Annotated in this window: 21 protein-coding genes and 1 other RNA gene; 8 read left to right on the forward strand and 14 right to left on the reverse strand. The window is 59.9% G+C overall.

Going from position 1 to position 19,431, the window contains the following annotated elements:
• Positions 1 to 113: 113 nt before the first annotated feature.
• Complete coding sequence (locus GPK89_RS08210; RefSeq protein WP_215692399.1) at positions 114 to 743, reverse strand: LexA family protein; 630 nt, start codon at positions 741 to 743, stop codon at positions 114 to 116.
• Between the two features lie 249 nt (positions 744 to 992).
• Here GPK89_RS08210 and GPK89_RS08215 point away from each other — a divergent pair, with 249 nt between their 5' ends.
• On the forward strand, positions 993 to 1,262 hold the full coding sequence (locus GPK89_RS08215; RefSeq protein WP_215692400.1) for a hypothetical protein: 270 nt from the start codon (positions 993 to 995) through the stop codon (positions 1,260 to 1,262).
• Positions 1,263 to 1,399: 137 nt separating this feature from the next.
• Positions 1,400 to 2,146: a copper homeostasis protein CutC gene (locus GPK89_RS08220; RefSeq protein ID WP_215692401.1), complete on the forward strand. Its 747-nt coding sequence runs from the start codon at positions 1,400 to 1,402 to the stop codon at positions 2,144 to 2,146.
• A gap of 204 nt (positions 2,147 to 2,350) precedes the next feature.
• On the opposite strand, the gene GPK89_RS08225 is transcribed toward GPK89_RS08220, so the two are convergent.
• From GPK89_RS08225 to GPK89_RS08235, 3 genes are all read right to left on the reverse strand, one after another.
• Positions 2,351 to 3,103: a redoxin domain-containing protein gene (locus GPK89_RS08225; RefSeq protein WP_215692402.1), complete on the reverse strand. Its 753-nt coding sequence runs from the start codon at positions 3,101 to 3,103 to the stop codon at positions 2,351 to 2,353.
• 75 nt (positions 3,104 to 3,178) lie between these two features.
• Positions 3,179 to 3,372, reverse strand: a non-coding RNA gene (gene ssrS / locus GPK89_RS08230) — 6S RNA.
• Positions 3,373 to 3,387: 15 nt separating this feature from the next.
• Entirely contained in the window at positions 3,388 to 3,714 is a 327-nt protein-coding gene (locus GPK89_RS08235; protein ID WP_215692403.1) for a DUF1292 domain-containing protein, read from the reverse strand.
• A gap of 131 nt (positions 3,715 to 3,845) precedes the next feature.
• Here GPK89_RS08235 and GPK89_RS08240 point away from each other — a divergent pair, with 131 nt between their 5' ends.
• A complete protein-coding gene (locus GPK89_RS08240; RefSeq protein WP_215692404.1) occupies positions 3,846 to 4,631 on the forward strand; it encodes a peptidylprolyl isomerase in 786 nt (261 codons plus the stop codon).
• 87 nt (positions 4,632 to 4,718) lie between these two features.
• Here the strand turns inward: GPK89_RS08240 and uppS are convergent, their stop codons facing one another.
• From uppS to eda, 6 genes are all read right to left on the reverse strand, one after another.
• Complete coding sequence (gene uppS / locus GPK89_RS08245) at positions 4,719 to 5,444, reverse strand: polyprenyl diphosphate synthase (RefSeq protein WP_215692405.1); 726 nt, start codon at positions 5,442 to 5,444, stop codon at positions 4,719 to 4,721.
• 13 nt (positions 5,445 to 5,457) lie between these two features.
• On the reverse strand, positions 5,458 to 5,916 hold the full coding sequence (gene ruvX, locus GPK89_RS08250; protein ID WP_215692406.1) for a Holliday junction resolvase RuvX: 459 nt from the start codon (positions 5,914 to 5,916) through the stop codon (positions 5,458 to 5,460).
• Between the two features lie 308 nt (positions 5,917 to 6,224).
• Positions 6,225 to 6,770, reverse strand: a complete 546-nt coding sequence (locus tag GPK89_RS08255; protein ID WP_252261571.1) for a biotin transporter BioY — start codon at positions 6,768 to 6,770, stop codon at positions 6,225 to 6,227.
• Positions 6,771 to 6,791: 21 nt separating this feature from the next.
• On the reverse strand, positions 6,792 to 7,772 hold the full coding sequence (locus GPK89_RS08260) for a biotin--[acetyl-CoA-carboxylase] ligase (protein ID WP_215692407.1): 981 nt from the start codon (positions 7,770 to 7,772) through the stop codon (positions 6,792 to 6,794).
• Positions 7,773 to 7,973: 201 nt separating this feature from the next.
• Positions 7,974 to 8,999, reverse strand: coding sequence for a sugar kinase (locus GPK89_RS08265; RefSeq protein ID WP_215692408.1), 1,026 nt, complete (start codon positions 8,997 to 8,999; stop codon positions 7,974 to 7,976).
• 91 nt (positions 9,000 to 9,090) lie between these two features.
• Positions 9,091 to 10,053, reverse strand: coding sequence for a bifunctional 4-hydroxy-2-oxoglutarate aldolase/2-dehydro-3-deoxy-phosphogluconate aldolase (gene eda, locus GPK89_RS08270; RefSeq protein ID WP_215692409.1), 963 nt, complete (start codon positions 10,051 to 10,053; stop codon positions 9,091 to 9,093).
• Between the two features lie 295 nt (positions 10,054 to 10,348).
• Here eda and GPK89_RS08275 point away from each other — a divergent pair, with 295 nt between their 5' ends.
• Positions 10,349 to 11,110: an IclR family transcriptional regulator gene (locus tag GPK89_RS08275; protein ID WP_215692410.1), complete on the forward strand. Its 762-nt coding sequence runs from the start codon at positions 10,349 to 10,351 to the stop codon at positions 11,108 to 11,110.
• Between the two features lie 100 nt (positions 11,111 to 11,210).
• On the opposite strand, the gene GPK89_RS08280 is transcribed toward GPK89_RS08275, so the two are convergent.
• The 3 genes from GPK89_RS08280 to GPK89_RS08290 all read right to left on the reverse strand — a co-directional run bounded on the left by GPK89_RS08280 (position 11,211) and on the right by GPK89_RS08290 (position 14,192).
• Complete coding sequence (locus tag GPK89_RS08280) at positions 11,211 to 11,564, reverse strand: helix-turn-helix transcriptional regulator (protein ID WP_215692411.1); 354 nt, start codon at positions 11,562 to 11,564, stop codon at positions 11,211 to 11,213.
• Between the two features lie 141 nt (positions 11,565 to 11,705).
• Entirely contained in the window at positions 11,706 to 12,767 is a 1,062-nt protein-coding gene (locus GPK89_RS08285; RefSeq protein WP_215692412.1) for an alginate O-acetyltransferase AlgX-related protein, read from the reverse strand.
• 15 nt (positions 12,768 to 12,782) lie between these two features.
• The gene (locus GPK89_RS08290) at positions 12,783 to 14,192 is read right to left on the reverse strand and encodes an MBOAT family O-acyltransferase (RefSeq protein ID WP_215692413.1); all 1,410 of its coding nucleotides are present in this window, start codon (positions 14,190 to 14,192) and stop codon (positions 12,783 to 12,785) included.
• Positions 14,193 to 14,381: 189 nt separating this feature from the next.
• On the opposite strand from GPK89_RS08290, the gene GPK89_RS08295 reads away from it, so the two are divergent.
• The 4 genes from GPK89_RS08295 (at position 14,382) to GPK89_RS08310 (ending at position 18,298) form a co-directional block, all read left to right on the forward strand.
• Positions 14,382 to 15,314 carry a hypothetical protein gene (locus tag GPK89_RS08295; protein WP_215692414.1) on the forward strand — a complete coding sequence of 311 codons (933 nt, stop codon included), beginning with the start codon at positions 14,382 to 14,384 and terminating at the stop codon, positions 15,312 to 15,314.
• A 9-nt stretch (positions 15,315 to 15,323) separates the two neighbouring features.
• The gene (locus GPK89_RS08300; protein WP_215692415.1) at positions 15,324 to 16,301 is read left to right on the forward strand and encodes an alpha/beta hydrolase; all 978 of its coding nucleotides are present in this window, start codon (positions 15,324 to 15,326) and stop codon (positions 16,299 to 16,301) included.
• 63 nt (positions 16,302 to 16,364) lie between these two features.
• The gene (locus GPK89_RS08305) at positions 16,365 to 17,615 is read left to right on the forward strand and encodes a hypothetical protein (RefSeq protein ID WP_215692416.1); all 1,251 of its coding nucleotides are present in this window, start codon (positions 16,365 to 16,367) and stop codon (positions 17,613 to 17,615) included.
• On the forward strand, positions 17,612 to 18,298 hold the full coding sequence (locus GPK89_RS08310; protein ID WP_215692417.1) for a DUF6320 domain-containing protein: 687 nt from the start codon (positions 17,612 to 17,614) through the stop codon (positions 18,296 to 18,298). Before GPK89_RS08305 ends, GPK89_RS08310 begins: the two co-directional genes overlap by 4 nt.
• Before the next feature lie 274 nt (positions 18,299 to 18,572).
• On the opposite strand, the gene GPK89_RS08315 is transcribed toward GPK89_RS08310, so the two are convergent.
• Entirely contained in the window at positions 18,573 to 19,427 is an 855-nt protein-coding gene (locus GPK89_RS08315; RefSeq protein ID WP_215692418.1) for a prephenate dehydrogenase, read from the reverse strand.
• Positions 19,428 to 19,431 lie beyond the last annotated feature (4 nt).

Genomic DNA, 19,431 nt, shown 5'->3' on the forward strand with positions numbered 1-19,431 from the left:
CTTGTTTTGCAAGGTGTGCCGCGGGCAGCATTTTTGTGAAATAATTCAATTTCTATATTGAAAGTCCAAATTATAGGACTTCGCTTATGCTACAATAGAATCGTGAAAGGGCTTTACCACTTTGCCTTGGTTTCCACGACCTTGCCGGCGATGTAGAGGTGATCCAATTCCTCACCCTTGATGACCATTTCGTCATAGGCCGGGTTGAAAGGCTGCAGCACGACCGAGTTGCCGCGCTGGATATACTTTTTCAGCGTACCCTCGCCGTCTGCGCCATAGACCAGCACACCCAGGTCGCCGTTGTCCAACGTGTTCTGACGGTGAACGAGGGCCAGGTCGCCGTCGGAAATGCGCGGCTCCATGCTGTCGCCCTTGACCACGAGGAAGAAGTAGTTCTTCGGATCCTTGACGCAGGCGTACTCCTTGCCGTAGTCCTCCTCAAAGGCGAGGGCCCCATACCCGGCGCGGACGGTGCCCACAACCGGGATCTGGGATTCGGTATAGCGGCTGAAGGCGTTGCGGCCCACGGCGGCGGAAACGCCCGGCTCCTTACGCAGGCCCAGCAGCACATCGGAGGGGGTATCCAAAATTTCTGCCAGACGCGCGACGGTCTGTGGGTCCGGGGTGGAACGCCCGGTCTCCCACTTGCCGACAGCCTGCTGCGTCACACCCAGCATTTTGGAAACCTCGGCCTGGCTGTACCGTTTGGCCTTGCGGGCCTCTTTCAAGCGCTCTGCAAACATCGGAAATCTCCTTTTTATAGTAGGGTAAACCACATCTTGTATGCGGCTCTGATTCTTTAGTCTCATTATACAACTGTCCGTGGTTTTTGTAAAGAGTTTTTTGCAAACATTTTCAAAAATAAGTTGTAAATAGGCATTGACAACAACCGCTGGGTGTATTATGATAAGAGTAACGAACAAAACGCTGTTGTCCGTTGTTAAAATTGCGGCAGTCGGCCACGCGGGGCCGACTGATTTGGAGGTATCGGTATGAACTGGGAACTTATCAAAAACAAGCTGTGCCGTCTTGTCGCCACGGCGGCCATCCTGTTGGGAGGGGCTATGCTCAGTGCTGCCGCCTCCGGCTCCATGCCGTTTTGGGCGGCCATTCTGGGGCTTTTTGCGGCTGTCATCATGCTCAACGCCGTCTGCGGCATCCTGCTGGCCCACCCGGAGGAATCGGTCGGCCTGCCTGCCTCCGCGCCGCGCAAACACCCTGCGGTACAACTGCGCGTCGTGCGCGGCGGCCATGCGGCGTAAAACTCTGCCTACTCCTATTCGTTGTGATACACATATAACTGCGGCAAGCCCCGCGCAGCTTTCCGGCTGTGCGGGGCTTGCCGTATCCAAAATTTCATGCTACAATGAGGAAAACGCCAAAGGGGATGTGACCACACATGAAGTTGTTGGAAGTCTGTGTTGACAGCCTGGCCTCCGCCCGCGCCGCCAAGCAGGGCGGGGCCGACCGGCTGGAATTTTGCAGTGCGCTGGCCGTGGGCGGCCTGACGCCCTACGCCGACCTTTTGCGGCAGATCAAGGCCGAAATGTCCCTGCCGGTGCGCTGCCTGATGCGCCCCCGTGCCGGGGATTTTCTCTACACGAAAGAGGAGATCGACCTGCTCTGCCATCAAATCAAGACGCTGCATGCCGCCGGGGCGGACGGTTTCGTCATCGGCGCACTAACACCGGAGGGCACGCTGGATCTGCCCGCCATGCACGCGCTGCTGGATGCCTGCGATGGTGCGCCGGTCACATTACATCGATGCATCGATGTTTCCCGCGATTTGCGCGAAACCTACCGTGCCGCGGCGGCCCTTGGCATCGACACAGTGCTGACCAGCGGCGGGGCCGAGAACTGCCGCAAAGGTGCATCCCAGCTGGCCGGGCTGCTGCGCCTGCGGGACGAGCTGCACGGCCCGGAAGTGCTCATTGGCGCGGGCGTCAACGCTGCTATCATCGACGAACTGCGGGCTGCGCTGCCCGGGGCGCGGGCTTTCCACGCCAGCTGCAAAACGCTGTTGGACAGCGGCATGACCTTCCGCCGCGAGGGCGTACCCATGGGCCTGCCCGGCCTGGACGAGTGGCACATCCAGCAGACTGACACCGAGACCGTGAGAGCGGCGAAGAATGCGGTGATGCGGTGATTTTCCAAGCTTTCTCCCGAGGGAGAAGGTGGCCGAAGGCCGGATGAGGGGCGGGTTCACGCAGCAGCCTCTTTTAACGGGCGATAGCGGCAAAGCCGCCCCCCATCAGTCCGCTTCGCGGACAGCTTCCCACGAAGGGGAAGCCATTTTATTCAGTCAAAAAGACAAACCCCGCCTGCCGATTGTTTCATCGGCAGGCGGGGTTTAATTTTCATCATAAGGGTCGTCAAACAGTCCGAACATCGAGGTTTTCTCCAGGTCAGGCGCGTTGTACTCCCGCACGGGGCGCACAGGCTGGAACTCGTCGGTCGTCTCGGGGGCGCCGCGGCCATGGTGGGAGCGGGGGCGGGGGGCCGCCGCCATGGCGGCCTGCAGCTCCTCCTCATACGCATCCTCCCTGTGTTCGGGTGTCAGTTCCAGTTCCTCCAACAGGCTCTGGATGGCCGCGCAATCCTCGGGCACGTCGGTCAGGCTTGCGCCGTAGTGGCAGAACAGCACCGTGCCGTCGCGATCCAGAATCAGTGTCAGCGGCAGCTGCTGTTCTGCGCCTTTTGTGGGCTTGTAGCCCTGCTTTTTCGCTTCGCGCAGGATGCGCCAGCCTTCCAGCGAGTAGCTCATCAGGGTGCTTTTGCTCGTGGGGATGTTCAGATGCTCATACAAAACACCGGCCGCGTCGCAGAGCAGGGGATAGGGCAGAGTGTTCGGCCCGATACTGCGGGAGAGCTTGTCCGCGCGGGAGCGCACCACCAACGCAAAGCCGCCGTCCTGCAAGGCTGCGTATGTATTGGCGTAGCGGCTGGCAAAGGTGCGGGTGATGGGGTGGCCGAAGTTTGCCATAAACACCAGCACCAGCGGCGCGCGCTGCGAAAGCAGGTCGCGGAAGCGGTTCTTCGCGCTGTACGGTGTATCGTACAAAAAGAAGGGGATCTTGTCCCCGACGTGAATCCTATCCGCCATGGTCAAACACCCCTTTCCCAAAAATTATAACCCAAAAAACCGGACAGGAAAAGCCCTGCCCGGGATGTGTGCTGTAAAAACCCCGCACAGCCGTCTGCAGCCAATCAAAACCTACCGGTATAGGCAGGTGGGTATCCTACGGGGGCGTTCACGCTCCCTTCTTCAGCCCGAAGGCGGGAAGGTTTGCAATCCAGTCCCAGACCCGGATTCCCTAAATTTGATTAGTAGGATTTTATAAGGCCGCAACAAATCGAACCGCGCAGGGTGTGAGGCCTTGCAGCCTCTTACTGCAATTCAGAGTCGTCGATGTCGTACATCGCACGCAGGCGCTCCTCGAACACCTTGCCGACGGTGATCAGTTCCTCATCGTCGTCCACGATGTCCATATATTCGCCCTCGTCGTCGGTGCCAATGCGCATCAAAATCAGCTCGGCGTCCTCCTGCAGGCTCTCCGGATCCTCCTGGTAGGGGATGACAGCCAGATAGCGGGTGCCGTTGACTTCGGTAGCATCGATCACTTCAAACGTGACCTCCTTGCCGTCCTCATCTTCCAGCGTCAGCAGGTCGGGGGTTGCCTCTTCCAGCATTTCCGGGCTCAGTTCGTCAGACATAAGTGACCTCCTGTGGTCGTTCGTATTTGATGCTTATAGTGTACCCTTTTTTTTACCAAACGTCAAGGGTGTTCAAGCGGGAAGTTCTGTGGTATAATCAATTTAATTGGATTTTTCACGGAGGAAACGCTATGCGCAAATCACTCTGCCTGCTGCCCGCACTGGCCCTGACGCTGTTGTGCGCCTGCGGCAAAGCCGATACAAAAACGCCGCCCACCCGCACGGCTGACCTTATCAGCACCGAGCGGCAGTTCACCGCCCCCAGCGACGGCGACACGATCGCGATTTTTGATACATCCTTAGGCGAGGTGCGCGCCGTGCTCTACCCGGACGCCGCGCCGATGGCAGTGTACAATTTTGTGGGGCTGGCCCGCAGCGGATATTACGATAACACGATTATCTGGCGCAGCGAGTACGGCTTCGCCGTGCAGGGCGGCGATGCGACCGGTACAGGCACCGGCGGCTCCACGATCTGGAGCAACAACCCCTACCCGCTGGAAGCCGACGCCAATTTGAAGCACTACGCCGGGGCACTCTGTGCGGCATTTGCTGCGGGCGGCGACGTGACCGGCGGCAACAGCCAGTTTTATTTTGTGACCGCTCTGCCGGACAGTGTCAGTACCGCTGACCAGCAGGCTGAGCTGACCGCCAACGGCTACACCGACGCCCAGGTCGCGGCCTACGCCGCCGTAGGCGGGCTGCCGTATTTGGACAACACAGACACGGTGTTCGGCCAGGTCTACCAGGGCATGGACGTCGTGGACGCCATGGCCTGCGTGGACACCGTCAAGGACGAGGACGGCAACGACACCTTCCGCCCGACGGAGGAGACCGCCATTACCATCAACAGCGTGACCATCACGACCTACCCCGGCCCGGGTGCCGATACCGCCGACAGCGAGAATAATGTCGGCTGACATACCCTAGTATATGCAGGCCCGCCCCCGCAAAAGTTTGGCAGATGTACCAAACTTTGCGGGGGCGGGTTGTGGTTTTTGCGGAAATTATTTCTTCGTATTCCCGCCCATGCGGCGGTCGCGGCGGGCATACTCGGCCAAAGCTTCGTCGAAGCATTTCTTCGTGAAATCGGGGAAGAGCGTCTGGGTGAAGTAGAACTCCGCGTAGGCGCACTGCCACAGCAGGAAGTTGGACAGCCGCTCCTCACCACTGGTGCGGATCATCAGATCGACTGGGGGCAGGTCGCGGTAGAGGTGCTTCTCGATGACCTTCTCGTCGATGGCCTCGGGTTCCAGCGTACCGGCCTTGACCTCGGCGGCAATGGCGCGGGTGGCGTCGGTCAGCTCGGCATGGCTGCCGTAGTTCAGGCAGAAGTTGACGATACCCTTGTCATTGTCTTTCGTCAGGTTCATCATGTAGTCCATGGCATCCAGCACGCGCTGCTGCAGCCCCTCGCGGCGGCCACTGAACAGCACCTTACAGCCGCGCTCGTTCATTTCGTCGGCAATGGTGCGGAAGTTGTTGGCAAACAGGTCCATCAGGTAACCGACTTCCTTTGCGTCGCGGCTGAAATTCTCCGTGGAGAAAACATAGAGGGACAGCACATAGACACCGCGGTCGCCGACGGCGTAGCGGGTGATCTCGCGCAGGCGGTCAAAACCAGCCTTGTGGCCCATGCTGACCGGCATCAGGCGCTGTTTGGCCCAGCGGCGGTTGCCGTCCACAATGATAGCCACATGGGTGGGGAAGCGGGGTTCAGCTGCATTCGGCATAATCGTTCTCCTTTTATTGCTCGGGGCGCACCAGCTCGGGCGGTTCCTCGCCGGGGTGGTGGGCGCGCCAGTTCAGAAAGCTCTCCAAAATGACGGCGGCGGACACGGAATCCAGCCGTTCCTTACGCTTGGCGCCGAAGGTATCGTTATCGGCCAGGATGGCGGCGGCGGACACGGTGGTGCGGCGCTCATCCCACATCACAACCGGCACACCGGCGGTGTTGGCAAGGCGCTGGGCAAAGCGGCGGCTCTTGTTGGCGCGGCTGCCCTCGGTGCCGTCCATGTTTTTGGGCAGACCGCAGACAAGGCCCTCGGCCCCGCGGGCGGTCAGCACCTCAGTCACCGCGGCAGCGACCTTGTTCATGCTTTTTTCTTCGATTTGCGGCGTGATAGGGGAGGTGATCGTCTCCCCGGCGTCGCACCCGGCAAGCCCGGTGCGGGAATCGCCATAGTCAACGGCAAGCCATTTCATGGGCAGGCTCCTTTACATTTCGTCGTATAGGGTTATTATAGCATAAAAAAGCCGCCCTGACCAGCAGGACGGGAGATTTTGTTTGCCTTGTTGCTTTGCCTTCCCCCGAGGGGGGAAGGTGGCCCCGCAGGGCCGGATGAGGGGCAGGCTTGCTACGGTTGCCCGTAAACGGGTCAGCCTGATCAGCTCTGCCCTCATCAGTCACCTTCGGTGACAGCTTTCCCCGTGGGGGAAGCCCTTGGGGTACTGTAGGGGTCGATGCTTGCATCGACCCGCGGGGCGTCGAGGACGCCGCCCCCCCTACAAACTCAGACCAGCGAGCCTTTCAGCCGCTTATCCAGCTGGATGGTCAAAGCGGCGGCGAGGGCGATTTTCACGGCGTCGCCGGGCAGATAGGGCAGGACGCACCAGCCCAGGGCGCTGACTAAATCAGCCCCCGTTAGGATCATGAACCAGATCGTGCCCAGCACGTAGCAGGCAGCGCAGCCCACGACCATGGCGACGCAGAGCGCCCAGAACTTGCGGCCCAGCACCTTGGACAGCAGGGCCGTGATGAGCGCTGTCAGAATGTAGCCGATGGCATAGCCGCCGGTCTTGCCGAAGATGGCAGACGGGCCGCCCTGGAAGTTGGCCAGCACCGGCACACCGATGGCTGCCAGCGCAATGAACACGACCTGACTGGCCGTGCCCCACACGGGGCCAAGCATCGTGCCCGCCATATAAACGGCGAACAGCGCCAGGTTGATGGGCACCCCCCACGGCATCGGCACGGCAATCTGGCTGCACACGGCGACCAGCGCGGTGAACATGGCACATAGCACCATGCGGCGGACATTGTTGGAAGTTTTTGTCATGATAAAATACCCCTCTTACATTTATAACAGACGCACGCTGACCTCGCCGCTGTTCAGGGCGGTGGGGCGGCTTTCGCCGGTAAAGCGCACGATCAGTTTCCATTCGTCATTGATGCCCAGCGCTGCGGCCTGACGCGGCTCGCCCTGGCGCGGCGTGACGAGCACCTGCCGCCCTACAAGGGCCTGGCGGCTGCGGTACTCGTCCAGGCAGCCGCTGCGCGGCCCGGCGCGGTAGAGCGGCCAGAACTCGTTCAAGAATGCCGCCGCCAGCATGGCCCGCGCCCCCGGGGCCGGGGTTCCGTCATAGATTGCCCCCGCCACGTCCCGCAGGTCGTCGGGCCAGCCCTCGGCCGGGGCAATGACGTTGAAGCCCAGCCCCAACACGGCGTAGTCCAGCATCCCGGATTCCAGGTCCAGCGCGGCCTCAGTCAGGATGCCGCAGACCTTTTTGCCGTTCTTCCACAGGTCGTTGACCCATTTGATCCGGATGGGCGTGCCGCATAGCTTTTCCGCTGCGCGGGCCGCTGCCACCGCCGCCATGGCGGTCAGGCCCACGGCCTGCCGGGCACCGATCTCGGGCCGCAGCAGTACGCTTAAATACAGCCCCCCGGGCGGCGAATAAAAGCTATGCCCGCCGCGTCCGCGCCCCGCGCTCTGCGCCTGGGCGATAAGCACCAGTCCCTCGGGTGCACCGTTGTCGGCACGGGCACGCAGCACGCTGTTGGTGCCGGGTAAGCGGTCAACGACCTCGATTTGCAGCGCCTGCAGGGGTGCTTCGTGCAGCAGGGCCGCTACGGCGGCAGTGTTCAGTACATCGACATTTTTCGACAGGGTGTAGCCGCGGTTCGTCACGGCCTCGATAGGAATGCCGTCGCTGCGCAGGGCGGCCACAGCCTTCCAGATGGCGGTGCGGCTCACGCCCAGCCGAGCGGCCAGCTCCTGACCGGAGATATACTGTCCCCGTGCGCCGTCAAGCGCTGCGAGAACTTCCTGTTTGACCATACTGCCGCCCCCCTTTCAGGCCCGACTGTAAGCCAGTATACCGCGGCGGGGGCCGAAATGTCAACGCCTTCCCGGCTTCATGGTTGACAATCAGAGCAAAAAATGTCCCGCCGGGGAGGCGGGAACGGCAAAAGCCCCGCAGGCTCTCGCCTGCGGGGCTTTTGCTATGATGCAAACAGATTTAGTGGGAAAAGTCTAAACTTAGCGCTGGATACGGCCGGAACCGTCGCCACCGGCCAGCTTCTCGACCTCGGAGACAGTGACCATGTTGTAGTCACCCTCGATGGAGTGCTTCAGGGCAGAAGCAGCAACAGCGAACTCAACAGCATCCTGGGTGCTCTTGCCGTTCAGCAGGGCATAGATCAGACCGCCGCCGAAGGAGTCACCGCCGCCAACGCGGTCGATGATGCGCAGCTCGTACTTCTTGGAGAAGCAGTACTCGTTGGAAGCGACATCGTACAGCATGGCGCTCCAGCCGTTGTCGGAAGCGGAATGGCTCTCACGCAGGGTGATGGCGACCTTCTCGAAGCCGAACTTGTCAGCCAGCTGCTTGGCAACGCTCTTGTAGCCCTCGCGGTTGATCTCACCGGCGTAAATGTCGGTAGCCTCAGCCTCGATGCCAAAGACGTCCTTCGCATCCTCCTCGTTGGAGATGCAGACGTCAACGTACTGGCACAGGTCGGTCATGGCAGCGCGGGCCTGCTCACGGGTCCACAGCTTGCCGCGGTAGTTCAGGTCGCAGCTGATCTTGACGCCATGAGCCTTAGCAGCCTTGCAGGCCTCGCGGCAGATCTCAACAACATTCTCGCCCAGGGCCGGGGTGATGCCGGTGAAGTGGAACCAGTCCACGCCCTCGAAGATGGCATCCCAGTCGAAGTCGGCGGTAGAAGCCAGCTGAATGGCGGAGTTGGCGCGATCGTAAATGCAGACGGAACCACGCTGAGAAGCGCCCTTCTCGTTGAAGTAGATACCAACGCGATCGCCGCCGCGGGTGATCTTGCTGGTGTCAACGCCGTAGCGGCGCAGGCTGTTCACAGCGGCCTGACCAATGGCATGGGCAGGCAGCTTGGTAACGAAAGCAGCGTCAATGCCGTAGTTGGCCAGAGAAACAGCAACGTTGGCCTCGCCGCCGCCGAAGGTGAACTCCAGGTTGTTGGCCTGGACAAAGCGCTCATAGTTGAACGGCTGCAGACGGATCATCAATTCGCCAAAAGTAACGACTTTCATGGTGAACTCCTTTTAATTCAATATTTTTTAAAGATAGGGGAGTGGGGCGTCGAGGACGCCACCCCCTACGAATTTACGATGGAGGCAGCGATCAGCGCTGGACCAGGTGGAAGGCAAAGCCTGCGATCTCGTCAGCGAAGTAGATGGCAACGGTCTTGCCGTCCTTGACGTTCTTGCTGTCCATGTCGAACTTGACGCCGCGCTGGCCGAGGTGATAGATAGCACGGTCAACGTTGTTGGTCAGGATCGCGATGTGGCCATTGGTGCCACGGCCCGGCTTCTTCATGATCTCGAATTCCTTCTTGCCCACGAAGATGCTGCTGTTGCCCGGCTTGACAGCCATGCTCAGCAGGCTGGCGATGGTCTCGGCGGTCTTGGCGGCCTCGGCCTCGTTCTCGCAGTTGATGCCGATGTGGCCCAGCTCGAGGCCCAGCATGACGTCAACAGCCTCGCGGCTCATTGCGGCGATCTCGTCCCAGGCACCGGCCTTGATCTTGTCGCTCTTGCACATCCAGGTGCCGCCGACAGCGATGATCTGGTTGTAGCCCAGATAGTTGTTGACATTCTTGGCGTTGACACCTCCGGTGCACATCCACTTGCAGGTCTTGAGGGCAGCGCCGATGTTCTTCAGCTTGTCCACGCCGCCGTTGGCCTCTGCGGGGAAGAACTTAACGCACTCGCAGCCCATGTTCATGGCCTGCTGCATCTCGCCGGCGGTGGCGGTGCCGGGCATCATGATGCCGCCCTTGTTGATGACATGCTGGCAGACCTCGGGGTCAAAGCCGGGGGCAACGATGAAGGAAGCGCCGGCGGCCATAGCGCGGTCAGCCTGATCAATGGTCAGGACAGTGCCGGCGCCCAGCAGCATATCGGGCAGTTCCTCGTGGATCTTCTTGATGCACTCCTCAGCACAAGCGGTGCGGAAGGTGACCTCGGCGGCGGGCAGGCCGCCGTCCATCAGGGCCTTGCACAGGGGCAGGGCCTCGTCCGCGCTGTTGAAAGCAATGACCGGGATAATGCCGATCTCGTAAACACGCTGCAAAACAGAATTCATAGCAATTCTCCTTCACTGATTCTGTGCGGGCCACCCAGTTCACACACTGCGGCGGGGTCACGCACTTGGTTACTTTTATTATATCCACTGGGTCGGTGGGCGTCAATCGGGCAGAAATGTGAAAGAAAGCGCACGATTTTTGTTGTATCCGCCAAGGATTCCGCAATTCGGAAAAGAGCTTGAAAAAATCGGCCAACTCTGTTATAATCGTTCCATAATACGGAACGATTATGCGTTCCGTCCCGCAAATTAAATTTATGAAATTTTTGTTAAATTTCGTCAGGAGGCCCTTATCATGGCAGAAAAGACCGGCGTGCAGAGTGTGGAGCGCATCTTTCAGCTGATCGAGCAGCTGGCGGCGCACCCCACGGGGGTCAGCCTGCAAAAGCTGGCAGGGGAGACCGGCCTTGCCAAAAGCACCGTGCACCGCCTGCTGGCAAGCCTGGTGGGGCTGGGCTATGTGGCGCAGAACGACGAGAATGGCCACTACCGGCTGACCTTAAAAATGTTTGAGCTGTCCAGCGGCATTGTGGACAGCATGGATATTATGGGCGTGGCAAAGGCGCATTTGGAGCGTCTCTCCCAGCGCACCGGCGAGGCCGTGCACCTGGTCATCCGCGATGGGCGGGACATCGTCTACATTTATAAGACCGAGAGCGGTCCCATGCGGATGTCCAGCCGCGTGGGCCTGCGCAGCCCGCTGTACTGCACTGGCGTGGGCAAGGCTATTTTAGCCACGCTGCCAGGGGATGAGCTGGAGGATATCTGGACCCACAGCAACGTGCAGAAGCTGACCGACCGGACCATCACCGATTTGGAGGAGCTGCGCAGCCAGCTTGTGGAAGTGCACGCCAACGGCTACGCCATCGACGACGAGGAGAACGAAGTCGGTGTGCGATGCGTGGCGGTGGCCATCCCCGGCGCCGACGGCCGCGCGGAAAGTGCGTTTTCCATCAGCGGGTTAGCGCCCTATATGACACCCGAGCGGATACGCCGAATTGCGACGCTGGCGCTGGACGCACGGACGGATATCCTGGCGGATCTGGGGCTGCGGTAAAAGATATAGAATTGTAGGGCGGCCAGCCCCCTGGCCGCCGCATCTTGCCTTTAGTACAACTTTATCCTTTAGTCGTAGGGGGCGTCGAGGACGCCGCCCCCTACCTTTCTACTTCCCGCAGAAGCTCCTCTGCTGGCACGTCGTATAACTTTGCCACAGCCAGCAAATTTGTTGTGCTGGGGTCTGCGCTGCCGTTCTCCCACTTGGAGACCGTCTGGCGGCTGACGCCTAAACTCTCGGCCACAAACTCCTGCGTCATGTGGCATTGGATTCGATGGGCTTTCAGCGTCTCACCCAAGGTGCGTTTGGCGGCCCGCTTTTCCGCCCGGACTTCTTTACTGCCGATGTACTTTTTCAGCGCCCGCACGATCAGCACAAACAGGTACATGACCGCCGCCAGCAGCGCTACCGTCAGCACAAGATTCAAAATCCCCCACCATGCTGCAAATGCCATCTCTATTTCCTCCTTCGTGGATTTTTCTGCCCCCAGTATACCAGCCAATATCCCGTGACACCAGCAACTATCTTGTACATTTTCGCTTACATCGCAAAAAACGGCCTGTCTGCGTAGTTTCCGCAGGCAGGCCGTTCCTATTTAAAATGCTTCCAGAATCGCCAGCAGTTTATCCAGGCTGCGCTCGTTGAACTCCAAAATCAGGATATCGCACCCCGGGTGATCGACCACATCCATCGTAAACGTGTCGATGTGCTCGCGCCAGCTGTTGGTGAACCGCGCCTGCAAATAGGGCATATAATACTCACTGAAGGAATCCCCGATGACCCGCACCGCGCGGCCGTCTTTTTCAAACAGCTGGGCGTAGCCGGGTACAGTGTAAGTCTCCTCGGCGGGCAGGCTGGCGTAAAGCGCCGCCACATTCGCCATGTCGCCGGTCGTCGTGCCGTCGGCCTCCACCAGGTAGGCGTCAGGGGAGCGGGTCGGCATGTCCAGCGCCTCAAAAATACCGTCCAGCCCAATCAGCGCACCGATGGAGTTCCAGTGCGTGTCGGTCTTGTAGTAGAGCAGCCGTTCGGAGTTCTGCCGTGCCTGGCTGCGCAGCACATCGTACCGCCACACCACCGGCACCGTCGTGTGGCTTTGCAGGTAAGCCGCCATCAGGTCGGTGCGGTTCTGCTCGTTCACGATGGGGTAGCCGTCGGGCATGTACTCGCGATAGATGCGGTCCTTGCTAGGCGTCAGGTCCAACACCAGCGTACAGCCGTTGGCCGCCAGCCGGTCATTTAAGATCTGCAGCCCCGCGCTGGCCTCGGCCAGCACCTCGGCACTGTCATTCAGCTCGGTCAGGCCCTGATAATTTGCCATCGGCTGGGCAGCGTTAGGCCCGTCCTTGTAGAACAGCCACCCTTTCTTGCCGGGCAACACCTGATCGCTCTGGCTTGTGCCGAACAGCGCATAGTCCAGCCCGGCGTTGACCAGCACAAACTGGTAGCGGAAGGGAGAATTGTCCACCAGAAAGTTATCGAGATTCTGCGGCAGCTCCCGCAGCGGGCTGTTCAGCACCTGGGGCAGGCCGGTCATCAGGCGGTTTTCGTGGCTGTCCATCGACAGCTGTTTGGAGAACACATTGAACACCGGGAACGCCAGCCCGATGACGGCGCAGAACGCGCCCGCAAAGGCAATTTTGCCCGCTTTACGCATGGTCTGCACCCTCCTTTAAAATTGGAAATAGATGAACGCGCTGTACGTGCCCGCCGTGACCCGCATCAGGCCAAAGAACAGCAGCACCAGCAGCCCCGCCGCCCCGGCCAGGGGCGGCGCTTTGCGGGCGTAAAGGGCTTCTTTCAGCTTGGGGCGCAGCGCCTGCAGCGGCCCGCACAGCAGGAAGGACACCGCCAGAATCAGCAGCAGCTTGGCATCCGCAAAGGCGGCCAGCGTGTAGCCCTTGGCCCCGCTCTGCCAGGTAAAGATGCCCCACAGCGCAGCCAGGCCTTCTTTCAGGCCCGGCGCACCGAAGATGACCAGCGTCAGCCACAGCACCATGACGGTATACAGGTGGCCGAAGAACCGGGGCAGCCGTTCCAGCGCCCGGCGCAGGCCAAGGCGCTCGGCACATAAAATCAGGCCGTGCAGCAGGCCGAACACCACATACTGCCACGCCGCGCCGTGCCACAGGCCGGTGAGGGTAAACACAATGAGCAGGTTCAGGCAGGTGCGGCGCAGACGGCAACGGCTGCCGCCCAGCGGGATGTACACATAGTCGCGGAACCAGCCGGACAGCGACATATGCCACCGCCGCCAGTATTCGCCGATGGAGCAGGCGAGATAGGGGTAGTCGAAGTTTTCCGGCAGAGTGATACCGAAAAATTCACCGATACCGATGGCCATATCGCTGTACCCGGAAAAATCGAAATAGAGCTGCATCATGTAGGCCGTGTAGCCCAAAATCAGAATCGGCGCGGGCAGTGTGGCCGCCGGGACCGACGCTATCTTGGCGTAGATGAGTGCCAGCTGGTCCGCGATGATGGCTTTCTTGGCAAGGCCCAGAATCAGCCGCTTGATGCCGTAGCTGAAGCGGTCAAGGTCAACTTTGCGGGCCTCGCTGCGGGGGTCCAGCTGCGAGGCCTGCTGGTTATACCGCACGATAGGCCCCGACGGCCCATGGCCGAAGAAAGCCAGGAACACCGCGAACTTAAAGGGGCTTTTTTCCGGCTCGGCGCGGCCCGCGGCAACATCAACGCAGTAGCCGATGGCCGTAAACACGTAAAAACTGATGCCCAGCGGCAGCGCAGGGGAGAGCACCGGCAGCAGCCCGGGCACAACAGTATTGATGCTTTCGGCCGCAAAGCCTGCATACTTAAAGCCGCCCAGCACGGCCAGGTCCAGCAGCACCAGCACCGCCAGCAGTGGTTTTTTGTGGGCCAGCCGCCCCAGCCACAGCCCGCCCAGCCAGTTGATACAGGCCAGCAATACCAAAACGGCCGCACCTTTCAGCCCCGCCCAGGCAAAAAAGAGCAGACTGAACGCGCCCAACACGATATTGCGCAGCCGTTTGGGACAAATCCAGTAGACCGCCAGCACCAACGGCAGGAACACAAACAAAAATTGTACGGATGAAAACGCCATAGATAACCCTGCTTCAAAAAAATTTACATTTGTAACTATTATATAGGGTATAACAAAATTCGGCAAGGTTTGCGCGCAAAAAAGTTATTTCCTGCACATTCCCGCGCATTTTGCAGGGGATATCCATAGACAATCAGGGCGGGAATGACTATAATAAAGATGTATTTTTGTGTAACGGAGGGGCCGCCCATGGAAAATCTGATCTTCGGTGCGTTTGCCACGCTGGATGGCTACCGGGAGGGGGACGCCGCCAACCTAGGCCGCACGGTCTATGACCGCTGCACCGTGGTAGCGCTGTGCAGTGCCAAGGCGCAGAACCCTGCCTGCACGGTAGCCCTGCTGACGAACGCCCCGGTGCCGGAACCGTTCGCCGCACAGCTGAAAAACGGCGGCGTGGAGATTTGGGACTGCCCCTTTACCGCCTACCGCGTCCCCGCTGAGACAAACTGGGCACTGGCCTACTACAAGCTCTGCGCCATGGCGTGGGTGCTGGCCCACAGGGATTTTGCCCGCGCCTGCATGGTCGATCTGGACACCTTCACCCAGCACCCGCTGGACGACCTGTGGCGGGAATGTGACGAGGCCGTACTGCTGTATCAGGTGCCCCACGCCGCCAGCCAGACGATGACCGCTGCCATCAGCCGCTGCTATGACGCGGTAGAATCGGACGGTGCACCCCACAGCTTAACGCATTTCGGCGGCGAACTGGTGGCGGGCAGCAAGGCCCGGTTGGCTGATTTTATGGCGCTGTGCCAGCAATATTTTGACGAATTGCAGGTCCGGGGCATCACCCCCAAGGAGGGTGACGAGGCCGTCTGGTGCGGCGCGGCCTACCGCAGTCTGCGGGCAGGGCAGCCGGTACGGGCCGCCAACGCCTATATTTTCCGCTACTGGCTGGGCGGTCGTTTTTACTATGTATCGACGAATTATCAGCTTGACCCGGTATGCATCCTGCATCTGCCCGGGGCAGCCAAGGACCGCCAGCTGAAACTGATTTATAAAAAGTACACGAAGCGCGGGGCGTTCCCGCCGCCAGACGCGATCCACCGCCTGTGCGGCCTGCCCGCCGCCCATCCGCCGCTGCTGCGCACCCTTTGGACGCGGCTGCTGGCCAAGCTGTAAGGAGCCGCTATGCCCAGAAAAAAGACCGACCTCAGCCAGCGTTTGGAGGCTGTCATCAAGACGCTGGTGCCCCAGCAGGAGCAGAACCCCGACGACCTCGGCCCTATGATGCGGGCCATCAAGGCCGTACACAGCATCAGCGACCATACCTCGACCACGCCGGAGGATCTGGAGCACCAGCGCGCCGCGCAGGAGTTGTTTGGGCGGCTGGTCACGCCAAGCATCGGCATCCGCAATGACAGCCTGACGGTGGGCAGTATCCCCGCCGAGTGGGTCAGCCTGGAGCACGGCCACGACCGCCACCACGCGGTTTTGTACTGCCACGGCGGCGGCTACACCTGCGGCCAGCTGGGCTATGCCCGCATTCTGGCCAGCAAGTTGGCGCTTGCCACCGGGTTTGACGTGCTCTCGTTTGAGTATCGCCTTGCGCCCGAGCATCCGTTCCCCGCCGCTATTGAGGACGCCGTTGCCATGTGGGATTACCTGATGTACATGGGCTACGGTGCGCGGGACGTGATTATTGCGGGCGATTCTGCCGGGGGCAACCTGGCTTTGGAGCTGGCGTTAAAGCTGAAAGAGCAGGGCCGCGCCCAGCCGCGGGGGCTTTTGCTGTTCAGCCCCTGGACCGACATGACGGCCAGCGGCAAGAGCTACCGCACCTGCAAAACGCTGGACCCGATGCTGACGATGGAGTACATCGCCGCCGTGCGCGAAGCCTACACCGGCCCCGATGCCGATTGGTCCCGCCCGTGTTACAGCCCGCTGTTTGCCGACCTGCGCGGCCTGCCGCCCGTGCTTGTGCAGGTGGGCACAAACGAAATTTTGAAGTCCGACAGTGAACAGTTGGTCGAAAATTTACAGAAAGCCGGTGTCTACGCCCAGCTGGAAGTTTACCCCGAGTGCTGGCACGTTTTCCAGCAAATGCCCATCCGCCGCGCCGCCGTCGCGATGGAGAGCGCGGGGCGATTTGTGCAGAAGATTATTTGAGGAAACATAATACAACACCTCCCGGGAGCCTCCCCTTAATCCTTTAGCAGAGAAAGGAAAAACATGTCCGATTCATGGTACAAAGTTGATAACGTCGCCAAGGTGTTCCTTGCTACGGCGTCCCAGCGCGACCCGCGGGTGTTCCGCGTCTCCTGCACACTGCAGGAGGACATCGATCCCGACACGCTGAACACCGCCCTGCGCGCCACCGCGCAGGAATGGCCGCAGTTCCAGGTGACACTGCACCGCGGTTTGTTCTGGCATTATTTTGAGTCCACCGACCTTGTCCCCACGGCCCAGCCTGAGAATAAGGCCCCCTGTGCGCCGCTGTACACGCCGGAGCGCCGCAATAAACTCATCTACCGCGTGACCTATTTCGGCGCACGCATCAACCTGGAAATGTTCCACGCCATTACCGACGGCAACGGCGGGCTGCTCTACTTAAAATCCATCGTGCGCAACTATCTGGCCCTGCGCCACCCCGGCCAGCTGAACGACGTACCTTCGCCCAACAGCGCCTCGGCGGCCGACTTGGTGCAGGACAGCTTCCGCAACTTTTACGGCGGCACAAAGCGCGATAATGCGGCCAAAAAAGTCAAGGCCTACCGCCCGCGCGGACTGCGCCTGCCCTACGACCAGCTGCAATTTTTTGAAGGGCATCTGAGCGCCAAACAGGTGCTGGAACGCTGCCACGCGCTGGGCGTCTCGATGACAAGCTACCTCGGCGCGTCATTCATGCTGGCGATCTACCACGATATGCCCGCACTGGAACGTAAAAAGCCTATCTGTATCAGTCTGCCGGTCAACCTGCGCAACTACTATCCCAGCGAGACGGCCCGCAACTTCTTCAACTCGGTCTATGTCACCCACACGCTGACCGATGCTGACACGCTGGAAACCGTCGCCCGGGTGTTTGATGCCAAGCTGAAAGAGGTCTTAAAACCCGAGAACATTCGCGCCCAGATGGACGAGTACGAAAAGCTCGAACATATGCCCGGCATCCGCCCGGTGCCGCTGGTCGTGAAAAACGCCACAGTCAAGTTGTTCACCCGCTTGGAGGACCGCTATGTCACGGCGGTCGTCTCCAACATGGGCCGGGTGACGGTGCCCGAGGAACTGAAACCCTACATCCACAGCTTTGCAGCGTTTTCCAGCTGCAAAACGCTGTTCACGGTCGTCTGCTCCTACGGCGACGACCTTGTGCTGGGTACGGCGTCGGCGCTGCGCAGCACAGCCATTTTGCAGCGGTTCTACCGTGAGCTGACCAAGGCCGGGCTGGATGTCACGCTCTATGCCACGGAGGTGGAGAAATGAATACCTGTCCGCACTGTCATATCCAGGTCGGTGGGGATGCCCGATACTGCCCGCTGTGCCAGAACCGCCTGCCCGGCTCGGCGGGGGAGCCATACTTTCCGGCCACCGCGCCGCGCATCCACCGCGCGTCGCTGCTGTACAAAATCGTGGCGTTCGTGCTGTCGGCGCTTGTCGTCGTGGGCGGCGCGTTCGACTTTCTGCTGCTGGAAGAAACACCCCACCGCCATTTCAGTGTGCTGATGGCCGTCTGGGCCGTCGCCCTCCTGCGGGTACTTCGCGCCGTGCTGCGCCGCCGATTCAACGGCCCGCGCCAGATTTTCAACCTGCTGCTGCTCGTCTCGGCGCTGTTGGTCTTTACCGACTGGTTCAACGGCTACACCGGGTACAGCCTTGATCTGGTCGTGCCGATTTTGTGCTGTGTGGCGCTGGCCTGCAACTTTATTTTTGCGTTCCTGCGCAGCAATTTCACCGCCAACGCACTGGTGTACCTGCTCATGAACATTGGTATCGGCGTTCTGCCGTATATTTTACTGTTCTTCCGCATTGATTACGACGGTAAGCTGGACGCCCACAGCATCCCCTGGGTCATCTGCCTGATTTTGAGCATCATCACATTTTTGGGGCTGGTCATCTTCCGCGGCCGCGACTTGAAAAACGAACTGGTCAAGAGACTGCATATGTGATTTTATCCCCAGTTGTAGGGGGGTAGCGATTGGGGTGCCGGTGCTGCGCGTTGGCAGAAAAATCAACGTATAAACATACCAAAAGAAAAGCAAGTACGCCGGATTTTGTCCGATGTACTTGCTTTTTGTCGTTTTCTGTTGTAAAAAACAAGAACCGCCACTCGGCCAAGTGACGGTTCTTAGAGTTATCTGGTTCCTGTTACTAAAAGCCAACCGCTTGTCGCAGTGCCTTTTCTATTTATGTTATCCCACAAATCTTTCGTTTCGTCAACGCTTATTTCTTATCAAACGCTTCGCGGCGCTTAGTGGACAGGCGGAACATCTCTTCCAGGCCTTCCCGGTCGTCGTTGACGAGCTTTTCCTTCATATCCTGCAAGGCGCTGTCAAACATATCGATCTCCGAAATCAGGTTGTCCTTGTTCCGCAAAAACAGCTCCGCCCACATTTTGTCGTTGATACGTGCAATTCTTGTCAAATCCCGGAAGGAATCGCCGGTGTAATTCGCAAGCTCGGAGTTATCCGCCGCACACATCAGGCTGACGGCGATCGCGTGGCACAGCTGGCTGACATAGCCGATCATGTGGTCGTGCTCGGCAGGGGTCAGTACGCTGATTCGCTTGAAGCCCAACGCCTCAGCCAGGTCGCGGCACCAGTCGATGCCCGCCTGGGTGTTTTTCTCCGTCGGCGTGATGATGAAGTTGGCCGGGGCAAAGTTGACCTCGGCGCTGTGGGCAATGCCGCTCGTCTCGCGGCCTGCCATCGGGTGGCTGGCGATGAACTCTACCCCGTCAGGCAAAGCAGCCTGCACAGGCTCAACCACGCCGCGCTTGACGCCGGAGACGTCCGTCACCATTGTGCCGGGGCGGATATATTGGCCGTACTGCGCGACCCATTCCAGCAAAACGGTGGGATAGAGGCCGAACACGATGCAGTCGGCCGCCCGGATCAAATCCTCAAAATCCGCGTTTTTGCCTGCGCGGATATAGTCATGCTGCAAGGCATAGTCCAGCGTCGCCTGGCTGTGGGTAATGCCGGTCACGCTGTAACCCTTCTGGCTCAACACCTGGGCGTATTTTCCGCCCAGCAGCCCCAAGCCGACAATCAGATAATTCTTGCTTTTGTCCAGCATACAA

Origin of the sequence: Gemmiger formicilis (assembly GCF_018784445.1) — a bacterium.
Classification (GTDB): Bacteria; Bacillota; Clostridia; order Oscillospirales; family Ruminococcaceae; genus Gemmiger.